Origin of the sequence: Streptomyces sp. R11 (assembly GCF_041051905.1) — a bacterium.
Taxonomy (GTDB): domain Bacteria; phylum Actinomycetota; class Actinomycetes; order Streptomycetales; family Streptomycetaceae; genus Streptomyces.
On the sequence record NZ_CP163432.1, the window covers coordinates 7544124 to 7561550 of the forward strand.

Annotated in this window: 22 protein-coding genes; 16 read left to right on the top strand and 6 right to left on the bottom strand. The window is 71.3% G+C overall.

Annotation, left to right across the window (positions count from 1 at the left end; genetic code table 11):
• Positions 1–93: 93 nt before the first annotated feature.
• The 13 genes from AB5J55_RS34755 to AB5J55_RS34815 are packed head-to-tail and all read left to right on the top strand — an operon-like array spanning position 94 to position 9792.
• Positions 94–1761, top strand: coding sequence for an FAD-dependent oxidoreductase (locus AB5J55_RS34755; RefSeq protein ID WP_369274402.1), 1668 nt, complete (start codon positions 94–96; stop codon positions 1759–1761).
• Entirely contained in the window at positions 1758–3605 is a 1848-nt protein-coding gene (locus AB5J55_RS34760; RefSeq protein ID WP_369274403.1) for a transketolase, read from the top strand. The genes AB5J55_RS34755 and AB5J55_RS34760 overlap by 4 nt, the downstream gene beginning before the upstream one ends.
• Positions 3602–4531 carry a non-homologous end-joining DNA ligase gene (ligD, locus tag AB5J55_RS34765; RefSeq protein ID WP_369274404.1) on the top strand — a complete coding sequence of 310 codons (930 nt, stop codon included), beginning with the start codon at positions 3602–3604 and terminating at the stop codon, positions 4529–4531. The genes AB5J55_RS34760 and ligD overlap by 4 nt, the downstream gene beginning before the upstream one ends.
• A 60-nt stretch (positions 4532–4591) precedes the next feature.
• Positions 4592–4933: a gas vesicle protein gene (locus tag AB5J55_RS34770; protein ID WP_369274405.1), complete on the top strand. Its 342-nt coding sequence runs from the start codon at positions 4592–4594 to the stop codon at positions 4931–4933.
• 58 nt (positions 4934–4991) lie between these two features.
• Positions 4992–5426 carry a gas vesicle structural protein GvpA gene (locus tag AB5J55_RS34775; RefSeq protein WP_369274406.1) on the top strand — a complete coding sequence of 145 codons (435 nt, stop codon included), beginning with the start codon at positions 4992–4994 and terminating at the stop codon, positions 5424–5426.
• Positions 5423–6193: a GvpL/GvpF family gas vesicle protein gene (locus tag AB5J55_RS34780; protein ID WP_369274407.1), complete on the top strand. Its 771-nt coding sequence runs from the start codon at positions 5423–5425 to the stop codon at positions 6191–6193. Before AB5J55_RS34775 ends, AB5J55_RS34780 begins: the two co-directional genes overlap by 4 nt.
• A 4-nt stretch (positions 6194–6197) precedes the next feature.
• The gene (locus AB5J55_RS34785; RefSeq protein ID WP_369274408.1) at positions 6198–6446 is read left to right on the top strand and encodes a gas vesicle protein GvpG; all 249 of its coding nucleotides are present in this window, start codon (positions 6198–6200) and stop codon (positions 6444–6446) included.
• A 12-nt stretch (positions 6447–6458) separates the two neighbouring features.
• Positions 6459–7100: a DNA primase gene (locus tag AB5J55_RS34790; RefSeq protein ID WP_369274409.1), complete on the top strand. Its 642-nt coding sequence runs from the start codon at positions 6459–6461 to the stop codon at positions 7098–7100.
• On the top strand, positions 7097–8212 hold the full coding sequence (locus AB5J55_RS34795) for an SRPBCC family protein (protein WP_369274410.1): 1116 nt from the start codon (positions 7097–7099) through the stop codon (positions 8210–8212). Before AB5J55_RS34790 ends, AB5J55_RS34795 begins: the two co-directional genes overlap by 4 nt.
• Entirely contained in the window at positions 8209–8535 is a 327-nt protein-coding gene (locus tag AB5J55_RS34800) for a gas vesicle protein (RefSeq protein WP_369274411.1), read from the top strand. Before AB5J55_RS34795 ends, AB5J55_RS34800 begins: the two co-directional genes overlap by 4 nt.
• Positions 8532–9326 carry a GvpL/GvpF family gas vesicle protein gene (locus AB5J55_RS34805; protein ID WP_369274412.1) on the top strand — a complete coding sequence of 265 codons (795 nt, stop codon included), beginning with the start codon at positions 8532–8534 and terminating at the stop codon, positions 9324–9326. Before AB5J55_RS34800 ends, AB5J55_RS34805 begins: the two co-directional genes overlap by 4 nt.
• Positions 9323–9511: a gas vesicle protein gene (locus AB5J55_RS34810; RefSeq protein WP_031475810.1), complete on the top strand. Its 189-nt coding sequence runs from the start codon at positions 9323–9325 to the stop codon at positions 9509–9511. The genes AB5J55_RS34805 and AB5J55_RS34810 overlap by 4 nt, the downstream gene beginning before the upstream one ends.
• Entirely contained in the window at positions 9508–9792 is a 285-nt protein-coding gene (locus AB5J55_RS34815; protein ID WP_328421329.1) for a gas vesicle protein K, read from the top strand. The genes AB5J55_RS34810 and AB5J55_RS34815 overlap by 4 nt, the downstream gene beginning before the upstream one ends.
• 44 nt (positions 9793–9836) lie before the next feature.
• Here the strand turns inward: AB5J55_RS34815 and AB5J55_RS34820 are convergent, their stop codons facing one another.
• The 3 genes from AB5J55_RS34820 to AB5J55_RS34830 all read right to left on the bottom strand — a co-directional run bounded on the left by AB5J55_RS34820 (position 9837) and on the right by AB5J55_RS34830 (position 12513).
• Positions 9837–10007 carry a hypothetical protein gene (locus AB5J55_RS34820; protein ID WP_062716500.1) on the bottom strand — a complete coding sequence of 57 codons (171 nt, stop codon included), beginning with the start codon at positions 10005–10007 and terminating at the stop codon, positions 9837–9839.
• 41 nt (positions 10008–10048) lie between these two features.
• Positions 10049–10882 carry a methyltransferase domain-containing protein gene (locus AB5J55_RS34825; RefSeq protein WP_369274413.1) on the bottom strand — a complete coding sequence of 278 codons (834 nt, stop codon included), beginning with the start codon at positions 10880–10882 and terminating at the stop codon, positions 10049–10051.
• Positions 10883–11019: 137 nt separating this feature from the next.
• Entirely contained in the window at positions 11020–12513 is a 1494-nt protein-coding gene (locus tag AB5J55_RS34830; protein ID WP_369274414.1) for a bifunctional phosphatase PAP2/diacylglycerol kinase family protein, read from the bottom strand.
• A gap of 72 nt (positions 12514–12585) precedes the next feature.
• On the opposite strand from AB5J55_RS34830, the gene AB5J55_RS34835 reads away from it, so the two are divergent.
• Together AB5J55_RS34835 and AB5J55_RS34840 are read left to right on the top strand one after the other, a co-directional pair.
• Positions 12586–13245 carry a histidine phosphatase family protein gene (locus tag AB5J55_RS34835; RefSeq protein ID WP_369274415.1) on the top strand — a complete coding sequence of 220 codons (660 nt, stop codon included), beginning with the start codon at positions 12586–12588 and terminating at the stop codon, positions 13243–13245.
• Between the two features lie 78 nt (positions 13246–13323).
• Positions 13324–14943, top strand: a complete 1620-nt coding sequence (locus AB5J55_RS34840) for an ABC-F family ATP-binding cassette domain-containing protein (protein WP_369274416.1) — start codon at positions 13324–13326, stop codon at positions 14941–14943.
• Positions 14944–14955: 12 nt separating this feature from the next.
• On the opposite strand, the gene AB5J55_RS34845 is transcribed toward AB5J55_RS34840, so the two are convergent.
• Entirely contained in the window at positions 14956–16062 is a 1107-nt protein-coding gene (locus AB5J55_RS34845) for a Vms1/Ankzf1 family peptidyl-tRNA hydrolase (protein ID WP_369274417.1), read from the bottom strand.
• Between the two features lie 59 nt (positions 16063–16121).
• Between AB5J55_RS34845 and AB5J55_RS34850 the strand changes: the two genes are divergently transcribed.
• Entirely contained in the window at positions 16122–16379 is a 258-nt protein-coding gene (locus tag AB5J55_RS34850; protein WP_369274418.1) for a DUF6158 family protein, read from the top strand.
• Positions 16380–16411: 32 nt separating this feature from the next.
• On the opposite strand, the gene AB5J55_RS34855 is transcribed toward AB5J55_RS34850, so the two are convergent.
• Positions 16412–16966: a type 1 glutamine amidotransferase domain-containing protein gene (locus AB5J55_RS34855; RefSeq protein WP_369274419.1), complete on the bottom strand. Its 555-nt coding sequence runs from the start codon at positions 16964–16966 to the stop codon at positions 16412–16414.
• An 88-nt stretch (positions 16967–17054) separates the two neighbouring features.
• On the bottom strand, positions 17055–17369 hold the full coding sequence (locus tag AB5J55_RS34860) for a hypothetical protein (RefSeq protein ID WP_369274420.1): 315 nt from the start codon (positions 17367–17369) through the stop codon (positions 17055–17057).
• Between the last annotated feature and the right edge of the window lie 58 nt (positions 17370–17427).

Below are 17427 nucleotides of genomic sequence, written 5' to 3' on the forward strand. Positions count from 1 at the left end.
AAACCGACGCCGTCCCCCCGGGCGGACGTTTGGCGGCCCTGACCAGGGGGACGCGGAAGGCTCCCAGGTACGCCACAGGCCCGGAGGCCAACCGTGAGTCGACCCCGCATTGTGATCGTCGGCGCCGGATTCGCCGGGTACCGGGCAGCACGCACCCTGTCCCGGATCACCCGGCGGCAAGCCGACATCACCCTGCTGAACCCGACCGACTACTTCCTGTATCTGCCCCTGCTGCCCCAGGTCGCCGCCGGCATCCTGGAACCACGCCGGGTGACCGTCTCGCTCTCCGGCACCCTGCGCCATGTGCGGCTGGTGCTGGGTGAGGCCGACACCATCGACCTGGACGGGCACACCGTCCACTACACCGGCCCCGAGGGCGACGTGGGAACGCTGCCCTTCGACCGGCTGATCCTCGCCGCGGGCAGCGTGAACAAGCTGCTGCCCATCCCCGGCGTCGCCGAGCACGCGCACGGCTTCCGCGGCCTTCCCGAGGCGTTGTATCTGCGCGACCACGTGACCCGGCAGGTGGAGCTGGCGGCCACCGCGGACGACCCCAAGAGCTGCGCCGCGCGATGCACCTTCGTGGTGGTGGGCGCCGGATACACCGGCACGGAGGTCGCCGCGCAGGGCCAGCTGTTCACCGACTCCCAGGTGCGCAAGCACCCCCTGCGCGCGGGCATGCGGCCACGCTGGCTGCTGCTCGACATCGCCGATCGCGTGCTGCCCGAGCTGGACGGCAGGTTGTCGCGGACCGCCGACCGGGTGCTGCGGCAGCGGGGCGTGGACGTGCGGATGGGCACCTCGGTGAAGGAGGCCACGCACAACGGGGTGGTGCTGAGCGACGGCTCGTTCGTCGACACCCGCACGCTCGTGTGGTGCGTCGGCGTACGGCCCGACCCGCTCGCCGAGTCCCTCGAACTGCCCATGGAGAAGGGCCGCCTGCTCGTCGACCCGCACCTCCAGGTGCCGGGCCGGCCCGAGCTGTTCGCCGCCGGCGACGGGGCCGCCGTGCCCGACCTGGAGAAGCCCGGCGAGTACACGCCGATGACCGCCCAGCACGCCTGGCGGCAGGGCAAGACCGTCGCCCAGAACGTCGCGGCGTCCCTCGGCATGGGGGAGCGGCGCGCCTACCGCCACCGGGACATGGGCTTCGTCGTCGACCTGGGCGGCGTCAAGGCGGCCGCCAACCCGCTCGGTGTCCCCCTGTCCGGCGTGGCGGCGGGCGCGGTCACCCGCGGCTACCACCTCGCGGCCATGCCCGGCAACCGCGTCCGCGTCGCCGCCGACTGGCTCCTGGAGGCCGTACTGCCGCGCCAGGCCGTGCAGTTGGGCCTGGTGCGGTCGTGGTCCGTACCGCTGGACACGGCGTCGCCGGAGCTGGCCCGGGTGCCGGGCCGGTCGGAGACAGCGGCGCAGGACAAGAAGTCGGAGACGGGGGCGCAGGACAAGAAGGGGGAGAAGCGCGGCGAGCCTGCGGTGAGCCGGCCGGGCGGCGATCCCGCCGAGAACCGGTCCGACGGTCCCGGGGGAGCCGAGCCGCCCGACCCCGTCCAGGACCCCGACGCCGCCAAGCACCCCGAACCCCCCGGCCCCGTGAAGCGGCCCAACTTCCGAGCGGATGGCCGCGAGCCGGGTTCCGGCACCGGCGCCGACCCGGGCGGCGAACCTCCCCCCGGGACACCGGCCGTCCACAAACCGCACCCGGACGCGCCCATCGCCCCCGAACCCCGCTCCCAGCACCCTCCGAAAGGAGACTCATGAACACCGCTGAACTCGTCGAACTGGCCCAGCAGCTGCGGGTGGACAGCGTGCGTGCCTCCGACGCCGCGGGATCGGGGCATCCGACCTCGTCGATGTCCGCCGCGGATCTGATGGCCGTACTCCTCGCGGAGCACCTCCGCTACGACATCGACCGGCCCGCCCACCCCGGCAACGACCGCTTCGTCCTCTCCAAGGGGCACGCCTCGCCGCTTCTGTACGCCGCCTACAAGGCTGCCGGCGCCATCGAGGACGGCGAACTGGTCACCTTCCGCAAGCTCGGCAGCCGGCTCGAAGGGCATCCGACGCCGCGGCGGCTGCCGTGGGTGGAGACCGCGACCGGGTCGCTCGGGCAGGGACTGCCGGTCGGCGTCGGCATCGCGCTGGCCGGGCAGCGGCTGGACCGGACCGGGTACCGGGTGTGGGTGCTGTGCGGGGACAGCGAGCTCGCCGAGGGGTCCGTGTGGGAGGCCGCCGAGCACGCGGCGTACGAGCGTCTGGACAACCTCACCGCGATCGTCGACGTGAACCGGCTCGGCCAGCGCGGCCCGACCCGGCACGGTCATGACCTCGACGCATACGCCCGCCGCTTCCAGGCCTTCGGCTGGCACACCATCGAGATCGACGGGCACGACGTGGACGCCATCGACCGCGCGTACGGGGAAGCCGAGTCCACCGTCGGGCAGCCCACCGTGATCCTCGCCCGCACCCTCAAGGGCAAGGGCGTCGAGGCCGTCGAGGACCGCGAGGGACTGCACGGAAAGCCGCTGCCGGATGCCGACGAGGCCATCGCCGAACTCGGAGGACCGCGCGACCTGCGCATCCACGTCCACGAGCCGTCCGCGACCCGCATGCTGCACTCCGTACCCGGCGGCCGCCTCGACCTGCCCCGCTGGGACAAGGGGGAGGAGGTCGCCACCCGCAACGCCTACGGCGAGGCGCTCGCCGCGCTCGGCACCGGTCGCGGCGACATCGTCGCCCTCGACGGCGAGGTGAGCGACTCCACCCGCGCCGAGTTCTTCGCCAAGGAACACCCCGACCGGTTCTTCGAGTGCTACATCGCCGAGCAGCAGCTGGTCGCCGCGGCGGTGGGGCTCGCGACCCGCGGCTGGGTGCCGTACGCCTCCACCTTCGCCGCCTTCCTGACCCGCGCCTACGACTTCGTGCGCATGGCGTCCGTCAGCGGCGCCGGCATCAACCTCGTCGGGTCGCACGCGGGCGTCGCGATCGGGCAGGACGGGCCGAGCCAGATGGGCCTGGAGGACCTGGCGATGATGCGGGCCGTGCACGGCTCGACCGTGCTGTACCCGTGCGACGCCAACCAGACCGCCCGGCTCGTCGCAGCCATGGCCGGCCTGGAGGGCGTCCGCTATCTGCGCACCTCGCGCGGCGCCGGTCCGGTCATCTACGGTCCGGACGAGGAGTTCCCGGTCGGCGGCAGCAAGGTGCTGCGCTCCAGTGACCGCGACCGGCTGACCGTCGTCGCGGCCGGCGTCACCGTGCACGAGGCGCTCGTAGCCGCCGACGTCCTGGACCGCGAGGGCATCCAGGTCAGGGTCGTCGACCTCTACTCCGTCAAGCCCGTCGACCGGGACACCCTGCGCCGGGCCGCCGAGGAGACCGGCTGCCTGCTCACCGTGGAGGACCACCACGAGGAGGGCGGCATCGGCGACGCCGTCCTCGACGCCTTCCTCGACGGACGCCCGGTGCCGCGCCTGGTGCGCCTCGCGGTCCGCATGATGCCGGGCTCGGCCTCGCCGGACGAGCAGCTGCACGCCGCGGGCATCGACGCCGCGTCCATCGCCGCCGCGGGCAAGCTGCTGGTGGAGGAGGCGGTTGTACGGTGACCGGCGACGACGGTACGACGAAGGTGCGGGCGGGCCGCCGTACCGTCGAGGTCAAACGCGTCGACAAGGTGCTCTTTCCCGGCGACGGGACCGCGAAGGAGTACACCAAGGGCGACCTCGTGGACTACTACCGGTCCGTCGCCGCGTTCATGCTGCCGCACCTGCGCGGCCGCCCGCTGATGCTGGAGCGGCACCCCGACGGCGTCGACGGCCCGCAGTTCATGCAGAAGAACACCCCGGAGCACTACCCGGACTGGATCACCCGCGTCGAGGTCGCCAAGGAGGACGGCACCGTCCGCCACACGGTCTGCGACGACATCGCGACCCTCGTCTTCCTCGCCGACCAGGCCTGTCTCACCCTGCACCGCTGGCTGTCGCGCACCGACGACATCGACCGGCCCGACCGCATGGTCTTCGACCTCGACCCGGCCGGGGACGACTTCGGGCAGGTGCGGGAGGCGGCCGGACTGCTGGGCGAACTGCTCGACGAGCTGAAGCTGCCGTCGGCGCTGATGACCACCGGCTCGCGCGGCCTGCATGTCGTCGTGCCGCTGAAGGGAGAGGAGGACTTCGACCAGGTGCGCGAGTTCGCCCGGGACGTCGCCGACATCCTCGCCGACGCCCACCCGGACCGGCTCACCACCGCCGCCCGCAAGAAGGACCGCGGCAACCGTCTCTACCTCGACATACAGCGCAACGCCTACGCCCAGACAGCGGTCGCGCCCTACACCGTGCGCCCCCGTCCCGGCGCACCCGTGGCCACCCCGCTGACCTGGTCCCACCTGGACGACCCGGACCTCGACGCCCGCCGCTGGACCATCGCGGACGCCGTGGAACAGGCCCGCACCAACCCATGGGAGGGGGTGATGAGCCGGCCCCGTGCCCTGGGACCCGCGCGGCGCAGGCTCGACGCACTCCGTGGCTGACACAAGGAGACTGATGGGTTTGGCCAACGCCTTTCGGGCCACTCGCGGTTGGAGGCGCCCATGACTGATTCACAGAACTCACCCAAATCATCCAGACGACGACAGGAACGACAGGGCGGGGCGGACGACAAGCCGTCGCCGATGGAGGTGCTGCGCCAGGCACGAGCCCAGCTCGCCGAACTCACCGGCAAGGACGCCGAGACGGTGTCCTCGTTCGAACAGACCGAGGACGGCTGGGCACTGGAGATCGAGGTCCTGGAGCTCTCCCGCGTCCCCGACACGATGAGCCTGATGGCGAGCTACCAGGTGGAACTCGATCACCAGGGACAGCTCACCGGCTATCGCCGTGTCCGCCGCTACGAACGCGGACGGTCCGACGGACGCAGGTCCGGCGGCCGCTAGGCCACTCACGCCCGCACATCATTCCCAGTCAAATTCCCAGACAAGGAGGAACGGCGGCATGACCGTTGTCCCGGCACAGCAGTCCGGAGGCGGAGGCGGCAGCAGCGGCCTCTACGACGTCCTTGAGCTCATCCTCGACAGGGGGCTCGTCATTGACGCATTCATACGGGTCTCCCTCGTCGGCATCGAGATCCTCAAGATCGACGTCCGGGTCGTCGTCGCCAGCGTCGACACCTATCTCCGCTTCGCCGAGGCGTGCAACCGGCTCGACCTGGAGGCCGGCCCGCGCAAGAGCCCGGGTCTGCCCGACCTCGTCGGAGAGATCACCGAGTCCGGCGCACGCGGCAAGTCCAAGGGGGCGCTGTCCGGCGCGGCCGAGACCATCTCGGACGCCTTCAAGCAGGCGCGGGACGAACGCGACGAAGGGGAGCGCGAGCCCAGGCCGCGCGCCCGCAAGTCCACCGCGTCCCGCAGGAAGGAGGAGCAGGAGTGAGCACGTACGTGTACGCCATCACCGCGAGCTCCCACCCCGCACTGCCGAGTGCCGTGGGCGGCGTCGGCGATCCGCCCCGCCAGCTGCGCATGCTCAAGCAGGGCGATCTGGCCGCCCTCGTCAGCGACGCCCCGGAAGGGCTGCGCCCCAAGCGCAAGGAGCTGCTGGCCCACTCGAACGTGCTCGCCGAGGCGAGCGCGGTCGGCTGCGTGCTGCCCCTGCGGTTCGGCAGCGTCGCCCCCGACGACGACACGGTCACCGGCGTCCTCGCCGAACGCGCCGAGCACTACAAGGAGCGGCTCGCGGCCCTCGACGGCAAGGTCGAGTACAACATCAAGGCCAGCCACGCCGAAGAGGCAGTACTGCACCGGGTGCTCTCCGAGAACCCGGAGATCCGATCCATGACAGAGGCCAACCGTCAGGCGGGAGGCGGCACCTACGAGGAGCGGCTGCGGCTCGGCGAGATGGTGGTCGCCGCGATCAAGGCCCAGGAGGCCGAGGACGCGACCGACGTGCAGCACACCCTTGAACCGGCCGCGGACGCGGTCAGCGTGGGCCCCGAATCCTCCGGCTGGCTCGCCAATGTGTCGTTCCTGGTGGACCGCGGCGAGGTCGAGACGTTCCTGACGGCCGTGGAGCAGCTCCGCAAGGGCCATCCGCACCTCGACCTGCGTCTCAACGGCCCGCTGCCGCCGTACAGCTTCGTCGAGCCCGGCCCCGCCGAGCCCGCGGGGACCACGATCGGCGCGGAGAACGCGGAGGAGTGAGGCCGTGGGACTGGTCGGAGAGGTACTGCTGCTGCCGTTCGCCCCGGTGCGCGGCAGCGCATGGGTAATCGGACAGGTCTTGAACGAGGCGGAGCGCCTCTACTACGACCCGGCGACGGTGCGCGCCGAACTCGCGGCGCTGGAGGAGCAGTTGACCTCGGGCGAGATCGACGAGGAGGAGTTCGACCGCCGGGAGGACGAACTCCTCGACCGGCTGGAGATCGGGCTCGCACGCCCGGCACCGGAAAAGTGATGGGACGGCAGGATGAACCGATTGGCACTCGGCCTCGCGGTAGGGGCCGGGTACGTCCTCGGACGTACGAAGAAGATGAAACTGGCATTCGCCATCGGCACCATGGTGGCCGGTAAGCGGATGCAGCTGAGCCCGCGGGCGCTCGCGGATCTGGTGTCCCAGCAACTGCAGAACAACCCGCAGTTCAAGGAGATCGGGGACCAGCTGCGCGAGGACCTGCGTGGTGTCGGACAGGCCGCTTCGGGCGCCCTCGTCGAGCGGCAGCTCGACGCTCTCGCCGACCGGCTGCACGGGCGTACCGCACAGGTGCGTGACCAGCTGGAGGGTGTGGTCCCCGAGACGCCGGATCTGGGCCTGGAGGACGAGGAGTCCGAGGAGCCGGAGTCCGAGGAGCCCGAGGCCGAGGACGAGGAGCCCGAGGAGGCGCCGCGTCGGAAGGCCGCCAAGAAGGCTCCGGCGGAGAAGGCCCCCGCGAAGAAGACCGCGGCCAAGAAGGCGCCTGCCAAGAAGAGCGCGACCAAGAAGGCCCCCGCGAAGAAGACCGCGGCCAAGAAGACGACAGGGAAGAAGACGGCCGCCAAGAAGACGACCGCCGCAAGCGGGGCCGCCCGTAGCGCGCGGGCCCGGGTGCCGAAGGGTGGTGGCGAGCGATGACCGAAACGCTCGGATCTGCGAGTTCGACGGCCCGTGGGGCGAAGGAATCGCTCAGCGGCGTGGCCCGGAGCGAGGCCGCCGACCGGCTCAAGGCCGAACTGCGGGACTACGTGGCCGCACAGGCCACGCGGCTGCTGACCGGTGCCGGCCGCAAGCTCGGCGAGAGCACGGGGAAGCTGAACGACATAGCCGACGGCAAGAGCCCGGGCTTCGCCAAGCTCGCCCTGGACGGCGGCCGCAAGCTCGCCGAGGGCAAGGGCCCCCTGCGCTCCGCCCTGGAGCTGGGCGCCTCCCGGGCCAAGGACAGCGTGACCGGGGCGCTGAAGAACCTCGTCGGCGGCAAGGGCAAAGGCAAGGGGGCGGGCAAGAAGCCCACCGTCATCCTCGAGTACGTCGATGTGGGCGTCCCACTGCGCACCGCGTACGACCAGTGGACCCAGTACCAGGACTTCAGCACCTTCACGAAGGGCGTGAAGAACGCGAGCCGCGCCGACGACACGAAATCCGACTGGCAGCTGAAGGTCTTCTGGTCCAACCGCAGCTGGAAGGCGCACACCACCGAGCAGGTTCCCGACGACCGCATCGCGTGGACGTCGGAGGGCGCCAAGGGCACCACGAAGGGTGTCGTCTCCTTCCACCGGCTCGCCGAGAACCTCACCCGGGTCCTGCTGGTGATCGAGTACTACCCCAGTGGCCTGTTCGAGAAGACCGGCAACATCTGGCGCGCCCAGGGCCGCCGTGCTCGCCTCGACCTCAAGAACTACGTCCGCTTCATCACCCTCAAGGGAGAGGCGGCAGACGGCTGGCGCGGGGAGATCCGCGACGGCGAGGTCGTCCGCAGCCATGAGGACGCGGTCGCGGAGGAGGACGAGGAGGCGTACGAAGGAGAAGAGGAGGAGGACGAGGAGACGCCTCGCGCCGAGGAGGAGGACGAGGACGCGGAGAGCGGCGAGTACGCGGACGAGGACGCGGAGGAACCGGAGGGCGAGTACGAGTCCGACGGCGAGGACGAGGCCGAATACGAGGACGAGGAGGAGCCCGAGGCTGAGTACGAGGAAGAGCCCGAGGCTGAGTACGAGGACGCGCACGCCGGTGGCGGGAGCCGCCGATGACGACTCCCGGGCGGATGCCCCAGCCCTACGGCCACGACAGCGGCGCCAACCTCGCCGACATCCTTGAGCGCGTGCTTGACAAGGGCGTGGTCATCGCCGGCGACATCCGGATCAACCTGCTCGACATCGAACTCCTCACCATCAAGCTGAGGCTCATCGTCGCCTCGGTGGACAAGGCGAAGGAGATGGGCATCGACTGGTGGGAGGACGACCCGGCACTGTCCACGCGGGCCCGCCGCGACGAACTCACCCGGGAGAACGCCGAGTTGCGCGAGCGCCTGGCCCAGCTGGAGCCGGCCCGGGCACAGGAGGAGGCCTCATGACCGCACTGCGCTACGTGTACGCCGTCTGCCGCCCCTTTCGCTCGGCCCTCCAGGCCCAGCTGACGGGGGTGGCCGGGGCGCCACCGAAGCAGCTGACCCACCACGGGCTGATCGCCGTCGTCAGTACGGTGCCCGAGGCGGACTTCGCCGAGGAGCCGCTGCGGGCCCATCTGGAGGACATGGACTGGCTCACGGCGACGGCCCGCGCCCACCAGACGGTCATCGACGCGCTCACCGCCGTCACCACCCCGCTGCCGCTGCGGCTCGCCACGGTCTTCCGGGACGACAGCGGCGTACGGACGATGATGGAGGCCCGCGAGGAGGACTTCCACCGCATCCTCGACCGGCTCGAGGGGCGGGTCGAGTGGGGCGTGAAGGTGTACGCCGAAACGGAGGCCGCGCAGCCCGCCGAGCCCGCGGAGACCGGCCGGCCGGAGCCCGCGGGCACGTCGGGCCGCGACTATCTGCGCCGGCGTCGCATGCAGACGCGGGCCCGCGAGGACGTGTGGCAAAAGGCCACCGCATTGGCCGGCCGGCTGCACGAAAAACTCTCCGCGTTCGCCGAGGATTCCCGGCTGCACGCCCCCCAGAGCGCCACCCTTTCCGGGGCGTCCGGGCAGAATATGCTCAACGCCGCCTATCTGGTGCCGCGCGCGGTTTCCGAGGAATTCGTGGAACTGGTGGACCGGGAGAAGGACGACGCCCCCGGAATCCGCGTCGAACTCACCGGGCCCTGGGCGGCCTATTCCTTCACCGAGGAGTTCGCGGAGGAAGGGGAGGAGCGGCAGTGACCGTCGTGGAACGCCGTGAGATCGCCCTCGTGGACCTGCTCGACCGGCTGCTCGCCGGGGGCGTCGTCGTCACGGGGGACATCACGCTGCGCATCGCGGACGTCGACCTCGTCCGTATCGACCTGAACGCACTGATCAGCTCCGTCAACGAGCAGGTTCCGTCGCCCTGGGGGGAGTTGACGTGACATCACAGCGCAACCGTCTGGACCTCGAACCCGACACCGTGGAACGCGACCTCGTGAAACTCGTCCTGACGGTCGTGGAGTTGCTGCGTCAGCTCATGGAGCGCCAAGCGGTGCGCCGCTTCGACACGGGCGAGCTGAGCGAGGAGCAGGAGGAGCGCATCGGGCTCACGCTGATGCTGCTCGACGATCGCATGACCGAGCTGCGCGAGCGCTACGGACTGCGGCCCGAGGACCTCAATCTGGACCTCGGGCCGCTGGGACCGCTGCTTCCCCGGGAGTGAATTCAGTTCAGCGAATTCAGTTCACTCCCGGCATATCCTTTTTCTCACCACCGATACCAGCGGCCCCTGCCTCCTGCTGCGGTCGTACCGCGCATCACGAATCCCAGGAGCCACAGAACGAGGACCACGATCGCGATCCACCACAGTGCCTTCAGTGCAAATCCGGCGCCGAAGAGAATCAGAGCCAGTAGCAGTACGAGCAGAATAGGAACCATAGTTTGACCTCCTGCTCGCCGAGTTACCAGAAAGGCGCGATTCAGGCGTCCTTTCGGCACAGAATTTCCCCGTGCAGCACGCTGAACCAGCCGTCGTCGTGGCACCCCCACTCCTGCCAGGCCTCCGATACGGCCCGCAACTGCTCCGCACTCGCGTGCCCGCCCTCGGTGGCCCGCTCGGCATACGCAGAGGCCAGCGTGCGATCCGCCCACAGCCCGCTCCACCAGGCCCGCTCGTCCGGCGTCGCGAAGGTCCAGGTGCTCGACGTGGCCGTGATGTCCGTGAGCCCCGCCCGTAGCGCCCAGGACCGCAGCCGGCGTCCGGCGTCCGGCTCGCCGCCGTTGGCGCGGGCGACCCGGCGGTACAGGTCCAGCCAGGCGTCCATCCCTCGGGAGGCCGGATACCAGGCCATGGCCGCGTAGTCCGAGTCCCGGACCGCGATGAAGCCGCCCGGCCTGGTCACCCGCTTCATCTCGCGCAGCGCCCCGACCGGATCGCCGACGTGCTGGAGCACCTGGTGGGCGTGGACCACGCAGAACGTGTCGTCCGGGAAGTCCAGGGCGTGCACGTCGGCGACCGTGAAGCCGACGTTCGCCAGACCGCGTCCGGTGGCCGTGGCCCGGGCCTGCTCCAGGATCTCCGGTGCCCGGTCGACGCCGGTGACGTGCCCGTCGGGGACCAGGGCCGCCAGGTCGGCGGTGATCGTGCCCGGGCCGCAGCCGACGTCCAGGACCGACATGTGCGGCTTCAGCGAACCGAGCAGGTAGGCCGCCGAGTTGGCGGCGGTGCGCCAGGTGTGCGAACGCAGCACCGACTCGTGGTGCCCGTGCGTGTAGACGGCGGTCTCCTGCGGCTTCGCATGTGGCTTCGACATGCCGGTTCCCCTCGTCTCGTCGTAACGGCTCAGGGGGCGTACGGCCCCGGGGCGGTACCCGACACCGTACGCGCGCATGTCGAATGCTGAGACCTACGTTTTACTATCTGGACAAGCCCGAAGGCTCTCGTGGCTGATCATGCGCCGCGCAGCGGCCGGTAGACCGTCAGCGCCTCCGGCAGTTTCTCCAGCGTCACCTCGCCGCCCACCTCGGTGACTTCGCCGTCGTACGCGAGCAGCGCGCCCGGTGTGACGCCGGACAGGTGCAGTCGGCCGACCTGGACCGCGGCGTGGGCGGGGGAGCGGGTCAGCGGGCCCGCAACGGCGGCCGCGAGCAGGCGCAGTGCGGGCCGGCGGCCGCCGTGCACGACCCGTACGTCGAGCACGCCGTCCGCGAGATTCAGGCGCCGGGCGGGGGCCAGGCCCATCCGGTGGTACGTGCCGTTGCCGGCGAACAGCATCCACAACGGGTGGGCGCGGCCGGCGACTTCGGTGTGCAGCGGGTGGCGGTCGCTGCGCAGGACGCGCAGCGCCGCGAGCACTCCGGCCGGCCAGGTGCCGACCCGGTGCTCGAAGCGTTCCCTCTCGCGCACCAGCTCCGGATACACGCCGAGGCTGCACGTGTTGAGGAACAGACCCTGCTGTCCGTCGCAGGTGAACCGGCCCACGTCCACGCGCACGGCCTCGCCGCGCTGGATGGCCCGGCTCAGATCGCGTTCGTCCTCCACGCCCAGGTCGAGGGCGAAGTGGTTCAACGTGCCGCCGGGCAGCACCGCGAGGGGCAGCCCGTGCGACAGCGCGACCTCCGCGGCCGCGTTCACCGTGCCGTCGCCGCCGCACACACCGAGCACCCGGGCCCGCTCCGCCGCCTTGCGCAACTCGGCCGGGGTGTCGTCCGGTTCGCACTCGACGAGCTCGGCGCGCGGCAGCATGTCCAGCAGCGCGTGCACCCGGTCGGAGCTGCCCGACCCCTTGTTCGCCACCATGACCAGGCCGTCTCCCTCGGTCAGCGATGGGACGTCCGTACGGGGCCGGGCCGGTGGGACCGCCCGGTCACGCGTCGGCACCAGGCCCCGTACCGCGAACGCGGCACCCGCGCCCAGGGCCGCGCCCGCCAGCACGTCGCTCGGGAAGTGGACGCCGGTGTACACCCGCGACAGCGCGACCGACCAGGCGATCGGGGCCACCGCCAGGCCCCACGCGGGCGACTCCAGGGCGACACCCGTGGCGAACGCGGCCGCCGACGCGGCGTGACCGGACGGGAACGACGTGGTGATCGGCTGCCGCTTCAGCTGCCGGACCGCCGGTACGGCGTCCAGGACGGGGCGGGGGCGGCGCACCGACCGCTTGCCGAGGGTGTTGATGGTCAGCGAGGCCAGGCTCAACGAGGCGAGGCCCCGGGCCGCGGCCCGGCGGCCCCGGGGTGTCCGGCTCGCGGCCATGGCGGCCGCCGCCGCGAACCACAGCACTCCGTGGTTCGCGCTCCGGCTCAGCCGCGGCAGGACCCGCTCGGCATACGGCCAGTTCCGTTCGGCGGCGAACTCGAACAGCCGGGAGTCGAGCGCGAGGAGCCGATTGCGCAGGGCATGGCGGCCAGGCTTGGGCAGGGTGAGGTCGACGTCTGGGCTCATACAGGGGTGGGTACCCTGAAGTGGCCGATTGCTGTCCGGCCGGTGGTGACCGACACACGGAGGAACCCGTACATGCGCCTGCTCCTCGTCCGCCACGGTCAGACCACCGCCAACCTGGACTATCTGCTGGACACGGCCGTCCCGGGCGCCGGCCTGACCGCGCTCGGCGAGCAGCAGGCCGCCGCACTGCCCGCGGCGCTGGCCGACGAGGACATCGACGCGATCTACGCCTCCACCCTGATCCGCACCCAGCGCACCGCCGCCCCGCTGGCCGCCGCTCGCGACCTGGAGGTGCTCGTCCGGGACGGGATCCGTGAGGTGTTCGCGGGCGATCTGGAGATGCTGCGCGGCGACACGGAGGCCGGGCACAGCTACATGAAGACCGTGTTCGCCTGGGCGGCCGGCGACACCGAACTGCGTATGCCGGGCGGCGAGAGCGGCGCGGAGGTGCTGGCGCGCTACGACTCCGTCGTCGCCGAGGCCGCCGACAGCGGGGCCGGGGCCGTCGCGATGGTCAGCCACGGCGCCGTGATCCGGATGTGGACGGCGGCCCGGGCCGCCAACGTCGACGTCCCCTTCGCCGCGGCGCACCCGCTCGACAACACCGGGGTGGTGGTCCTGGAAGGGACGCCCGAAAGCGGCTGGAAGGCGCTCTCGTGGGCGGGAGCGGTCGTCACTCCCGCCGGCGACAGCGGACCGGCCGGACAGGCCGTCGACGAGGATGCGCCGTAGGGCCGGGAGTCCTAAACCGCCCGGCCTTCGGAATATGCGTTTGCCCGGGCTCCGCTGCAGCCCCCACAATTCGACCCCATGGGACATCTGGAAGCCGCGCACCTCGAGTACTACCTCCCCGACGGGAGGGCGTTGCTCGGCGACGTGTCCTTCCGGGTGGGAGAAGGGGCCGTCGTGGCGCTGGTCGGCCCCAACGGTGCCGGGAAGACGACCCTGCTGCGGCTCATCTCGGGAGAGCTGAAGCCGCACGGCGGCACCGTCACCGTCAGTGGCGGGCTCGGCGTGATGCGGCAGTTCGTGGGGTCCGTACGGGACGAGACGACCGTACGCGACCTGCTGGTGTCGGTCGCGCCGCCCCGGATCCGCGAGGCAGCGAAGGCGGTCGACGTCGCCGAGCACGGGATCATGACCGTCGACGACGAGGCCGCCCAGCTGAAATACGCGCAGGCCCTCGCAGACTGGGCGGAGGCACGCGGCTACGAGGCCGAGACGCTGTGGGACATGTGCACCACGGCCGCGCTCGGCGTGCCGTACGAGAAGGCGCAGTGGCGGCAGGTGAGCACGCTGTCCGGCGGTGAGCAGAAGCGGCTCGTGCTGGAGGCGCTCCTGCGGGGCACCGACGAGGTGCTGCTGCTCGACGAGCCCGACAACTACCTCGACGTGCCCGGCAAGCGCTGGCTGGAGGAGCGGCTGAAGGAGACCCGTAAGACGGTCCTCTTCGTCTCCCACGACCGTGAACTCCTGGCCCGCGCCGCAGAGAAGATCGTCTCTGTCGAGCCCTCACCGGCGGGCGCGGACGCCTGGGTGCACGGTGGCGGCTTCGCCACCTATCACGAGGCCCGGCGCGCCCGCTTCGCCCGTTTCGAGGAGTTGCGCAAACGCTGGGACGAGAAGCATGCCCAGCTGAAGAAGCTGGTGCTGGCACTGCGTCAAGCCGCCGAGAACAGCCCCGACATGGCCTCCCGCTACCGCGCCGCCCAGACCCGGCTGCGCAAGTTCGAGGAGGCGGGGCCGCCGCCGGAACCGCCGCGCGAGCAGGACATCAGGATGCGGCTGAAGGGCGGGCGTACCGGGGTGCGGGCCGTCACCTGCGAGGCGCTTGAGCTCACGGGTCTGATGAAGCCGTTCTCCCTGGAGGTCTTCTACGGCGAACGTGTCGCCGTCCTCGGCTCCAACGGGTCCGGCAAGTCGCACTTCCTGCGGCTGCTGGCCGGGGAGGGCGTGGCGCACACGGGGGAGTGGAAGCTCGGGGCGCGTGTCGTGCCGGGGCACTTCGCGCAGACGCACGCGCACCCCGAGCTGATGGGGCGGACCCTGCTCGACATTCTGTGGAAGGAGCACGCCCAGGATCGAGGGGCCGCGATGTCCCGCCTGCGGCGCTACGAGCTGACCCAGCAGGCCGAGCAGACCTTCGACCGGCTCTCCGGGGGGCAGCAGGCCCGCTTCCAGATCCTTCTGCTGGAGCTGGAGGGTGTTACCGCGCTGCTCCTCGACGAGCCGACGGACAACCTCGACCTGGAGTCCGCCGAGGCTCTGCAGGAAGGGCTGGAGGCCTTCGAGGGGACGGTGCTGGCCGTCACGCACGACCGGTGGTTCGCTCGGTCGTTCGATCGATATCTGGTGTTCGGCAGTGACGGGCGTGTCCGTGAGACTCCGGAGCCGGTGTGGGACGAGCGGAGGGTGGAGCGGGCGCGGTAGCGCACTGACCGCTCACGTCCAGCGCAGCAGTGCCCCCAAGCCGCCCGCCGGGTCCTTCTCCGGTCCGGTCGGGGAGACCGACAACGCGCCGGCGCCCGTCGCGACCGCGCACCGGAGCAGGGCGTCGTCGGCCCGGGCCGACCAGGAGTTCTGTTCGCCGAGGATCTTCAGGTCGGTGCGGCGTACCGCCAGCTGGTCCGGGTCCTCGCCGACCCAGACCTCCCGGTGGGCGTCGGGGCTGTCCGGGCGGATCAGGAGTTCGTCGATGCGGTGCTCGCGCGCGGCCTCCATCAGGGCGGGTACGCCCTCCACGGCTCCGGCGCGGCCCTCCGGCCCGGGCTCGCGCGCCGCCAGGAACCGTTCCAGCTCCCGGGCCGCCCGCTGCCGTACGTGATCCGCGCGGGCCTGTTCGACGTCCTCGTCGAGCAGTCGGCTGCCGGTGCCGTGCGGGGCCTCGACCACGAGGTCGTGCAGCCGCTGCGGCAGGCGTTCGTGCACGGTCCGCCGCTCGCGGTCGTCGCCCACGAGGATCAGCAGGTCGGCGCGGGTCTCTTCCTGGCAGACGGTGAGCGCGTCGGCGATCTCGGCCGCGTTGTGCTCCCAGGTGTTCTCCACCTTGAGCTGGAAGTGCCGTTCGGACCAGTCGACCGTGCTCGTGCGGTGCACCGGATGCTGCCGCCCGGTGACCGCGCCGACGTCCTGCCGGCCCAGCGCGGTGCGCAGCTCGAAGGCGGCGCCCCTGCGGTCGACGTACGCCACCACGCACACCGGGTCCTCGCCCGCCAGCTCCAGCAGGGGAGAGGTGTGGGCCAGCGGCGCCCATTGGGCGCTGTCGCGCTGCGGGGCACGGGCCAGGGGCGGATCCAGGGCCACCTCACCCGCCCGGGCGAAGATCGCGCGGCCGTGCGGCTCCGATGAGTGCTCCAGTCCTTCCAGTGCGTCCCGTACGGCCCGGCAGGTCGCGTCCTCGGTGCCCTGCCCGGCCAGCTCGCGGGTCAGGGCCCTGGCCGTCAGGTGCCGCTCATGCGGGGTGTCCTCCGTATGCCGGGACGTGCCCACGTACACGGAGGCCCAGGGCCCGGGGTGTTCGTACAGTGGATGCAGGAAGGCGAGATCCATGGCTGTCTCCCGTATTCCGCTCGGGTGCTGTGTGCTCAGCGGGCGGGTACCCGGACCGCATGATTGAACACGACGAGCGGGGTACCACCATGACCGGAGTCGACCCCGGCCGGCTGGACGACCAGCAGCTCATGAAGGAGCTGGAGACGATCCACCGGACGCGCCACGACACGCTGCTGTACGGCTCGAACGACGCGCTGCGGGCCCACAACGATCGCATGGCGCAGCTGGAGGGCGAATACCTGCGCCGCAACCCACGCCGCACCGTGGCCTCGGGACGCACCCGCGAGGGTGCCCGCGACCGCGGCGCGGGGTGAGCACGGGCACCCCCGGACGAGGTGGGCCCGCGTCAGACGGCCTCCCTCTTTGACTCCCTGGCGAACACCTCCAGGAACGTCTCGCAGAACGCCTTCAGATCGTCCGGCTTGCGGCTGGTGACCAGCTTGTTGTTGCCGTGGTCGCAGATCCGCACCTGCTCGTCGACCCAGGTGCCGCCCGCGTTGCGGATGTCCGTCCGCAGGCTCGGCCAGGAGGTCAGCACCCGGCCGCGTACGACGTCCGCCTCCACCAGCGTCCACGCGGCATGGCAGATCGCGGCGACCGGCCGGCCCTGCTCGAAGAAGTCCCGCACGAACGCGACGGCCTTGCTGTTCGTGCGCAGATAGTCCGGGTTGGCTACCCCGCCCGGCAGGACCAGCCCGCCGAAGGAGTCGGCCGACGTCTCGCCCACGACCTCCTGCACGGGGAACTTGTCGGCCTTGTCGAGATGGTGGAAGGCCTGGATCGTGCCCGGCTTCGTCGACACGAGCACCGGTTCATGACCCGCCTGCACCGCCGCCTGCCACGGATCGGTGAGCTCGACCTGCTCGACGCCCTCGGGGGCGGTCAGAAATGCGATACGCATGATGCTCAACTCTCTTTCGCGGCCCTGAAGTGGGCCTCGTCGCTCGTGAAGCGCTTCTTGTCCCGTCGGCGGGCACGCACGCAGCGCATCAGCTCCTCGCCGTACGGCAGCAGCACGCAGGTGCCGATGGCGACGCCGATGCCTGCCCGGTAGGCACGCGGCAGCTGGTCGCCGGCGCGGCACGAGACGCCGCGCGTGGGTGATTGCCGCAGCCGCCGCGCAGCAGGGACTTGACCTGGTCGGCGTGCAGGCACATGATCGCGGCCGGCCAGCCGAACGGCAGCGACTCCAGAAAGCTGTGGATGTGCTGCTCGACCGGCTTGACCTCGCGGGCGCTGTCGACGGCCGTACGCACGTCCCGCAGCGCGGTCGCCTCGTGCGCCCCGGTCGCGCCCGACTGCACGCTCAGCAGCAGTCCGCCGGTGCATCCACCAGTCGGTGAGGCCCGGCGCGAACCGGCT